At 74.9% G+C, this 9,002-nt stretch carries 6 protein-coding genes; 4 read left to right on the forward strand and 2 right to left on the reverse strand.

Annotated elements, in window-relative coordinates; translation table 11 throughout:
- The first annotated feature begins 2 nt into the window (after positions 1–2).
- Entirely contained in the window at positions 3–1,274 is a 1,272-nt protein-coding gene (locus VGI02_RS24515) for a DnaJ C-terminal domain-containing protein (RefSeq protein ID WP_331631827.1), read from the forward strand.
- Entirely contained in the window at positions 1,271–1,804 is a 534-nt protein-coding gene (locus VGI02_RS24520) for a heat shock protein transcriptional repressor HspR (RefSeq protein WP_414638368.1), read from the forward strand. The genes VGI02_RS24515 and VGI02_RS24520 overlap by 4 nt, the downstream gene beginning before the upstream one ends.
- 15 nt (positions 1,805–1,819) lie before the next feature.
- Here VGI02_RS24520 and VGI02_RS24525 read toward each other — a convergent pair whose 3' ends face one another.
- Positions 1,820–3,385 carry an FAD-binding oxidoreductase gene (locus tag VGI02_RS24525; RefSeq protein ID WP_331631829.1) on the reverse strand — a complete coding sequence of 522 codons (1,566 nt, stop codon included), beginning with the start codon at positions 3,383–3,385 and terminating at the stop codon, positions 1,820–1,822.
- 302 nt (positions 3,386–3,687) lie between these two features.
- On the opposite strand from VGI02_RS24525, the gene clpB reads away from it, so the two are divergent.
- A complete protein-coding gene (gene clpB, locus VGI02_RS24530) occupies positions 3,688–6,285 on the forward strand; it encodes an ATP-dependent chaperone ClpB (RefSeq protein ID WP_331631831.1) in 2,598 nt (865 codons plus the stop codon).
- A gap of 67 nt (positions 6,286–6,352) precedes the next feature.
- Here clpB and VGI02_RS24535 read toward each other — a convergent pair whose 3' ends face one another.
- Positions 6,353–8,008 (reverse strand): ABC-F family ATP-binding cassette domain-containing protein, encoded by a 1,656-nt coding sequence (locus VGI02_RS24535; protein ID WP_331631833.1) that lies wholly within the window; start codon positions 8,006–8,008, stop codon positions 6,353–6,355.
- Between the two features lie 137 nt (positions 8,009–8,145).
- Between VGI02_RS24535 and VGI02_RS24540 the strand changes: the two genes are divergently transcribed.
- Positions 8,146–9,002, forward strand: an 857-nt coding sequence (locus VGI02_RS24540) for a TtfA family protein (protein WP_331631835.1), incomplete at its 3' end; no start/stop codon positions are given.

A 9,002-nucleotide genomic window follows, 5' to 3' on the forward strand; every position in this document is an offset into this window, starting at 1 on the left:
CGATGGCCAATCGTGACTGGCTCGAGAAGGACTTCTACCGCGAGCTCGGCGTCGCCAAGGACGCCTCGCAGGACGAGATCAAGAAGGCATACCGCAAGATCGCCCGGGAGAACCATCCCGACACCAAGCCCGGTGACGCGAAGGCCGAGGCGCGGTTCAAGGCGGCGGGCGAGGCGTACGGCGTCCTGTCCGACCCGACCAAGCGCTCGGAGTACGACGAGGCCCGCACGCTGATGGCGGGCGGCCGCTTCGGCGGCTTCGGTGGTGGTGGCGGCCGCGGTGGCGCCACGAGCGCCCCCGGCGGCTTCGACGTCAACGACCTGTTCGGCGGCGCCGGCCGCGGCGGTGGCGGGGCCGGAGGCCTCGGCGACCTGCTCGGCGGCATCTTCGGCGGCATGGGCGGGGCTGGCGGCCCCGGCCAGGCCGACCCGACCGGCGGCATGGGCGGCCCGGGAGGCATGGGCGGTGGCCTCGGTGGCGCTCCCCGCCAGCGCCGCGGTGCCGACGTCGAGACCGAGGTCCGCATCGACTTCGCCGAGGCCGTGAACGGCGCGACGCTGCCGATGCGGCTGACGTCGCCGATGCGCTGCGGTACCTGCGAGGGCTCCGGCGCGAAGCCGGGCACCACGCCCCGCACCTGCCCGCGCTGCGGCGGCGCCGGGCTCGTCTCGCGCAGCCAGGGCGCGTTCGCGTTCAGCGAGCCGTGCCCCGACTGCCGTGGCTCCGGCCACCTCGTCGACGACCCGTGCTCCGAGTGCGGTGGCGACGGCGTGAGCTCCCGCCCGCGCACGCTGACGATCCGCGTTCCCGCGGGCGTGGAGGACGGGAAGCGCATCCGGCTCGCGGGCAAGGGCCAGCCCGGTCCGAGCGGCGGGCCGGCGGGTGACCTCTACGTCGTCGTGCACGTGAGTGCCGACCCCGTGTTCGGCCGGTCGACCAAGAACCCCGACGACCTGACGCTCGCGCTGCCGGTGACCTACCCGGAGCTCGTCCGCGGCGCCACGGTCGCCGTCCCCACCCTCGAAGGCCGCATCTCGCTCAAGGTGCCGCCGGGCAGTTCCTCGGGGCGCACGCTGCGGGTCCGCGGCCGCGGGGTGAAGCGCAAGGAGCACACCGGGGACCTGCTCGTGACCCTCGAGCTGGCTGTGCCCTCGCGGCTCTCGACCGAGGCGAGCGAGGCGCTGGACGCCTACGCCGCGGCGACCGCCGACGAGGATCCCCGCGCCCACCTCACGGATCGGGCGGAGGCCGGCCGCAAGGAGGCGGCGTCGTGACCGGCGGGCGCGGGCCGGGCGAGGGTGCCCGCGGTGCCGGTCCTGGACGCCCACCGGGCGGCTCCCCGATCCCGGGGCTCCCGTCGTGGGCGGACGAGGACACCCCGGTCTTCGTCATCTCCATCGCCGCGGAGTTCTCCGGCATGCACGCCCAGACGCTGCGCTCCTACGACCGCATCGGCCTGGTGCGGCCCGGACGCGCGAGCGGTGGCGGGCGGCGTTACTCGGTGCGCGACATCGCCCTGCTCCGCGAGGTGCAGCGGCTCTCCCAGGAGGAGGGCGTCAACCTCGCGGGCATCAAGCGGATCATCGAGCTCGAGCGCGAGGTCGACCAGCTCACCGATCGGCTGGCCGAGGTCACCGACGAGCTGGCGCGCAGCCAGACCAGGCTCCAGGCACTGATCGAACAGGGCGGGCGCCGCGGGGATCTGCTCCCGGTCCGCCGGACCCAATCCGTCGTGGTCTGGCAGCCCGGCCGGCGCGGTCCCGGTGCTGCCGGGGAGCCCCCGGACGGCGACGGCGCATCGTGACGCCCCCGGCGCCGCTCAGTCCTCGTCGTCCTCGGTGAAGGGGTCGTAGTGGATGCGGTCCAGCGGCGTGCCGTCGACCAGCAGCGCGGCCGTGGTGGCCCGGATCATCTCGGGCGACCCGGCCAGGACGACGTCGTGCCCGAGCCACTGCCCCGCACGCGTGACGGCGTCGACGACGGTGCCGGGCGCGAGCTCGAGGTCGAGCGGGTCGGACTCGCAGGCCCCGACGACCGCCAGCCACTGCGCGTGATCGGCGATCGCGGCGAAGCGGTCGAGCGTGTGGAGGTCCTCCGGGGTCCTGCCCCCGACGACCACGGTGGTCGGTCGCACGTCGACGCCGGCCGCGGCCTGCGCCGCGAGGTCGTCGCACAGGGCGAGTGCGACGGAGGCGCCGGTGCCGCCCGCGACGATGAGCAGCTCGCGCTCGGCGGTGGCGTCGGCCGCGAGGTCGCCCTCGGCCGGACCGATCCGCCAGCGCTCGCCGCACTGACTGTGCGCGACGAGGCACCGGCTGACCCAGCCGCCCTGCACGGCACGCACGTGGAACTCGAGCAGGCCGTCCGCGCGGGGCGCACCGGCCGGGGTCAGGCGCCGCCACATCCGCGGGCGCTGCGGGACCTCGACGGTCACCGACTGGCCCGGCCGGTAGTCGACCGGCACGTCCGGGGCGACGGTGACGACGGCGAGGTCCCAGCTCAGTCGCCGGTGGGCCACCACGGTCCCGGTCACGACGCCGGGCAGGGTCGCCGCACGCCTGCGTGCAGGCTCGACGGCCAGGGAGTAGGCGAGGCTCCAGGCGGCGTCGGCGCCGGGCGCCCACAGCTCGCCCGCGAACTCCCGGACCGCTCCGACGAGGGCCACACCGACCGGCTCGTCGGCCGAGTCGTCGAGCCCGAGCGCGCGGGTCTCCTTGGCGAGCGAGTCGATCGCCGTGGCGAGCTCCTGGGGCCGGTCGACCGCGGACATCGCGGTGATCGAGGCCCGCAGCAGCCGGCGCGCCGCGCGGTCGGCCTGGGTCGGGAACTGCGCGCGCAGTCCCGGGGCGAGACTGAACAGCAGAGCGCCGAACCAGTGGGCGAGGTCGGCCTCCTGGTCGTCGAGGCGCGCCCACACGGCGCGCACGGCCTCACCGGCGCGGGCAGCGTCCGACCGGGGCGAGGTGGGCGGGGTCGTGGCGGTGGGCCGGGGGCTCCGAGGCGGCGCGGCGGGTGCGGCGGCCTCGGCGCCCACGGCGACGCCCTCGTCCGTGACGCGGGGCACCACGGCGGTGCGGGCGTCGTCGGGGACCTGGCGGTGCGCGGGGAACGGGACGTGCGGGGCGGGGGCGGGCACCGGCGCGGTGGGCATCGCCTCCGGGGGAGGCGGCACGGTGGGGGGTGTGGCCAGCGCCGTGGGCCGGGGGGACGCGGGGACCAGGCGCAGGACGCGCCCGCGGCCCTGGCGCTCCGGAGCGGTCTCGGCGGGAGCGGGAGTCGGGTCCTCGGCGCGCGCGGGGGTCTCGTCCCCGGCCGGCCCGCCGTCACGTGCAGCCCTGCCCCGCGGCACGGCTGGGCCGATCGGCTCGGCAGGTTCCGCCGACATGCCGAACTCCCCTCGTTGCCCGGCAAGGTCCCGTCCCTCGCCCGAGTCGGGGTCAGCATGACAGAGCGTGCCATGGAGCGGCGCACCGTCCCCAATCTGTCACTCAGAGTACTGACCGGGATGTCCGGAACGTCAAAACCCCCCTGACTTGAGCGGAATAGACTCAAGTCTGAGGGCGCTGTCCCTCACGAGGGTCGGCCACGCGTTCATGGCGCGTCGGACACGACCCGCACCGTTCCGCCACCCACGATCACCGAGCACCTCGGACCCCGTCGGGGACCGGGTTCGGAAAGGCCAGGCAGATGGACTTCTCGCCGACGACGCGCACCCAGCAGGCGGTGTCCGCCGCGGTCCGCGCCGCCACCGCGTCGGGGAACCCGCAGGTGTCCCCGGCCCACCTCGTCGTCGCCCTCCTCGACCAGACCGACGGGATCACGACACCCCTGCTCAAGGCGGTGTCCGCCGACCCCGTGGCGGTCCGCACCGAGGCCGAGCGACTGATCGCCTCGATGCCGAGCGCCACCGGCTCCGGCGTGTCCGCCCCGCAGTTCGACGGGGACTCGGCCCGGGTGCTCGCCCACGCCCAGCAGCTGGCCGCCGACATGGGGGACGAGTACGTCTCCACCGAGCACCTGCTGGTCGGTGTGGCCGCCACGGGCGGGCGCACCGCCGAGGTCCTCAAGCGGCACGGCGCCACCGCCGAGGCGCTGCAGGAGGCGTTCGGCAAGGTCCGCGGCTCCGCCCGCGTCACCTCGGCCGACCCTGAGGGCACCTTCCAGGCGCTCGAGAAGTACGGACAGGATCTCACCGAGCGTGCGCGGTCCGGTGCGCTCGACCCGGTGGTCGGCCGCGACGCCGAGATCCGGCGCGTCGTGCAGGTCCTCGCGCGTCGCACGAAGAACAACCCGGTCCTCATCGGCGAGCCCGGCGTGGGCAAGACCGCGATCGTCGAGGGCCTCGCGCAGCGCATCGTCGCCGGGGACGTCCCCGAGTCGCTGCGCGACAAGCGGGTCGTGGCCCTCGACCTCGGCTCGATGGTCGCCGGCGCCAAGTACCGCGGCGAGTTCGAGGAGCGGCTCAAGGCCGTGCTCTCCGAGATCACCGACTCCGCGGGTCGGGTGATCACCTTCATCGACGAGCTGCACACCATCGTCGGGGCGGGCGCGACCGGCGAGTCCGCGATGGACGCCGGCAACATGATCAAGCCGATGCTGGCGCGTGGCGAGCTGCGGATGGTCGGTGCGACGACCCTCGACGAGTACCGCAAGCACATCGAGTCCGACCCGGCCCTGGAGCGCCGTTTCCAGCAGGTCCTCGTCGGCGAGCCGACCGTCGAGGACACCGTCGGCATCCTCCGCGGGCTCAAGGAGCGCTACGAGGTCCACCACGGCGTGCGGATCACCGACGCCGCCCTCGTCGCCGCGGCCGCGCTCTCCGACCGCTACATCACCGCGCGCTTCCTGCCGGACAAGGCGATCGACCTCGTCGACGAGGCCGGCTCCCGGCTGCGCATGGAGATCGACTCGCGCCCGGTGGAGATCGACGAGGTGGAGCGTGCCGTGCGCCGCCTCGAGATCGAGGAGATGGCGCTGGCCAAGGAGTCCGACGCCGCCTCCGCCGAGCGGCTCGTCGCGCTGCGGGCGGAGCTCGCCGAGAAGCGTGAGGAGCTCGACGCGCTGACCGCCCGGTGGCAGAGCGAGAAGGACACGATCGACGCCGGCCGGGGCCTCAAGGAGCAGCTCGAGACGCTGCGCGGGGAGGCCGAGCGCGCCCAGCGCGACGGCGATCTCGGGCGGGCCGCCGAGCTGATCCACGGCCGCATCCCCGCTCTGGAGAAGGAGCTGGCGGCCGCCGACCAGACCTCCGCCACGGCGGGGCCCGTCATGCTCAAGGAGGAGGTCGGGCCCGACGACGTGGCCGACGTCGTCGCCGCCTGGACCGGTATCCCGGCCGGGCGCCTGCTCGAGGGCGAGACCCAGAAGCTGCTGCGCATGGAGGGCGACCTGGCCGGGCGCGTCGTCGGTCAGGACGAGGCCGTCCGGGCGGTGTCCGACGCCGTGCGCCGGACCCGGGCAGGCGTGTCCGACCCCGACCGGCCGACCGGATCGTTCCTCTTCCTCGGGCCCACCGGCGTCGGGAAGACCGAGCTGGCGAAGGCCCTCGCCGCGTTCCTCTTCGACGACGAGCGGGCCATGATCCGCATCGACATGAGCGAGTACGGCGAGAAGCACACCGTCGCGCGGCTCGTCGGCGCGCCCCCCGGGTACGTCGGCTACGACCAGGGCGGCCAGCTCACCGAGGCCGTCCGGCGCCGTCCGTACTCCGTGGTGCTGCTCGACGAGGTCGAGAAGGCGCACCCGGACGTCTTCGACGTACTCCTCCAGGTCCTCGACGACGGCCGCCTCACCGACGGTCAGGGCCGCACGGTGGACTTCCGCAACACGATCCTCGTGCTGACCTCGAACCTCGGGTCGGCGGCGCTGACCGACACCTCGCTCGACGACGCCGGGCGCCGTGAGCGGGTCATGGAGATCGTGAAGCGCTCGTTCAAGCCGGAGTTCCTCAACCGGCTCGACGACGTCGTGGTGTTCCACGCGCTCTCCACCGCCGAGCTGACCTCGATCGTCGACATCCAGATCCAGCGGCTGGCCGCCCGGTTGGCCGGACGGCGGCTCACGCTGGCGGTCAGCGACGCCGCGAAGGAGTGGCTGGCCCTGCAGGGCTTCGACCCCATCTACGGGGCGCGGCCGCTGCGACGGCTGGTCCAGTCCGCGATCGGGGACCAGCTCGCCCGCGAACTGCTCGGCGGCGAGGTCCGCGAGGGCGACACGGTGCGGGTCGACCTCGACAAGGACGCCGACGCCGGCGCGGGTGCGCTCTCGGTGGTGCGCGCCGAGTAGCCCGCCAGCCCACGTCAGAAAAGTCCCGTTGCCGACACTGAACGTCGGCAACGGGACTTTTCTGACATCAGGGCCGGACCTCCGTGACCCGGCCCGCGTCGACGTGCCAGCGCCGCGTCGTCGACACCGCCGTGAGCATCCGGCGGTCGTGCGTGACGAGCAGCAACGTCCCCTGGTACGACGCGAGCGCCGACTCCAGCTGCTCGATCGCGGGCAGGTCGAGGTGGTTGGTGGGCTCGTCGAGCACGAGCAGGTTCACCCCGCGGGCCTGCAGCAGGGCGAGCGCGGCCCGGGTGCGCTCGCCGGGGGAGAGCGAGTCCGCGCCGCGGTGCACGTGCTCCGCGCCGAGCCCGAACTTCGCCAGCAGCGTGCGGACCTCCGCGGTCGGCCACCGGTCCACCTCGGGCTCCCGGGAGAACGCGTCGAGCAGGGAGGCCCCCGAGGAGAACAGCGCCCGGGCCTGGTCGACCTCCCCGACGACGACCCCGGACCCGAGCGACGCCGAGCCGGCCTCGGGAGCCACGCGCCCGAGCAGCAGTGAGAGCAGCGTCGTCTTCCCGGCGCCGTTCGCGCCGGTCACCGCCACCCGGTCGCCGTAGTCGAGCTGCAGGGTCACCGGGCCGAACCGGAACTCGCCGCGCCGCACCACGGCGTCGGACAGTGACGCCACGACCGTGCCGGACCGCGGGGCCGCCGCGATCGACATCCGCAGCTCCCACTCCTTGCGGGGCTCCTCGACGACCTCGAGGCGCTCGATCCGGCGCTCGGTCTGCGAGACCTTCGAGGCCTGCTTCTCGGTGGCCTCCGCACGGAACTTGCGGGCGTTCTTGTCATTGTCGGACCTGCCGCCCTTGCGCCGCGCGTTCCGGACCCCGTGCTCCATCCAGTTGCGCTGCTCGTGCATCCGGGTGGTGAGCGAGGCGCGCTTGTCCGCGTACTCCTCGTAGTCCTCGCGCGCGTGCCGCCGGGCCACGTCCCGTTCCACCAGGTAGGCCTCGTACCCGCCTCCGTACGAGGTCACCTGCTGCTGGGCGAGGTCGAGCTCGAGCACCTCGGTGACCGTCCGCGCGAGGAACTCCCGGTCGTGGCTGACCAGCACCGCCGGAGCCCGCAGCTCGCGGACGAACCGCTCCAGTCGCTCCAGCCCGGCGAGGTCGAGGTCGTTCGTGGGCTCGTCGAGCAGGAAGAGGTCGAACCGGGCCAGCAGCAGGGCGGCGAGGTTCACCCGGGCCGCCTGGCCGCCCGACAGCGAGGTCATCAGCGTGTCGTCTCCGAGGGCGAGACCGAGGTCCTCGGCCACCTCGGGGACACGGTCGGAGAGATCGGCCCCGCCCAGGGCGAGCCAGCTCTCGAGGGCCGTGGCGTAGCGGTCGTCGGCGCCCGCTGCATCCTCGGCCAGGGCGGTCGCCGCCTCGTCGAGCTCGGCCTGGGCCGCCGCGACACCCGTCCGGCGGGCGAGGAACCCGCCGATCGTCTCGCCGGTCCGCGGTGCCGGCTCCTGGGGCAGGTGCCCGACGGTGGCCGTGGGCGGCGCGAGCTCGACCGTCCCGGTGTCGGGGGCCGCCAGCCCGGCGAGGACGCGCAGCAGTGTCGACTTCCCGGCGCCATTGGCCCCGACGAGCCCGACGACGTCGCCGGGGCCGACGCTGAGGTCGACGCCGGAGAAGATCGTCCGGGCGCCGTGCGTGGCCGAGACGCCCCGCGCGACCAGGGTGGCGCTCACGGCGCCGACTGTATCCGTGCCCGGTGCCCCCGTCCGGGTGCACCGGCCCTGACCAGGCGGATTCGGCGCCGGGAAATGCGCCGCCGCCCCGAGTGTCGTCCCCCGGTGGGGTCGGGGGCAGGCCGTAGGCTCGCCGGGTGCCTGCCTGGATCTGGTTCGTCGTGGCGCTCGCCGCCGCAGCCGGCGGCGCGCTGCTGCTCTGGTATGACCGCGCGCGCCCTTCCCGCCGGGGTAACGGCCGGCGTGACTGGGCGGCGTCGAAGGGCTGGGAGTTCACCGACGCGCTGTCCTCACCGCCGCACGCGTGGCGCTACGGCACGCTGCGCGGGGACGGTCCGCGCCACGCCTACGACGTCGCCACGGGGGCGGTGCCCGGCCCCGGGGGCCGCCGCCTGGGCTGCATCTTCGACCAGGAGCAGGACGGCGAGACGGTCGCGACGGTGGCCGCGGTCCGCGGCACGATCGCGGTGCCGGTCGCTCTCGAGCTGCGGCTCCCCGAGTCGCCGCGGCCCGACGACGACGAGCTCGACAACCTGGGACAGGTCGGGCGCCGCTACGCGTTCGTGAGCAACGCGCTGGAGGGCCGCCGGCTGCTCACGCGCCAGGTCACCGACGCGGCCGACCGCGTCGGCGCCGACGTCCCGCTCGTCTGGGCCGAGGACACCTGGGTGCTGGCCTCCATCGAGCCGGAGGCCGACCCGGACCGCGTCGAGGGGCTCATCGAGTCCCTCGTCGACGTCTCCGCCGCGATCAAGGAGGCCGTCGAGGGCGGCGGCTCGCGGGGCGGGGCGGGAAGCCCGGCCGACGAGGCGCCGACGGCCGTGGTGGCCGGCGGTGCGCGCGGCGGCGACGAAGCACCGACCGGGACGGTGCGCGGGGCGGGCGACGCCTCGACGACCACCGTGCGCGGCGACGAGGCCCCGGCGAGCACGGCGCGCGGCTCCGCCGCCACCGACGACGACGCGCCCACCACGGGCGTGCGGGGCTCCCGCGT

It is taken from the genome of Actinomycetospora sp., assembly GCF_036497245.1.
Taxonomy (GTDB): domain Bacteria; phylum Actinomycetota; class Actinomycetes; order Mycobacteriales; family Pseudonocardiaceae; genus Actinomycetospora.

Excerpts from the sequence above, each read along its gene's own strand:
- VGI02_RS24525 (WP_331631829.1), bottom strand. The coding sequence starts at position 3,385 with ATGTCGGCGGAACCTGCCGAGCCGATCGGCCCAGCCGTGCCGCGGGGC.
- clpB (WP_331631831.1), top strand. The coding sequence starts at position 3,688 with ATGGACTTCTCGCCGACGACGCGCACCCAGCAGGCGGTGTCCGCCGCG.
- VGI02_RS24515 (WP_331631827.1), top strand. The coding sequence starts at position 3 with ATGGCCAATCGTGACTGGCTCGAGAAGGACTTCTACCGCGAGCTCGGC.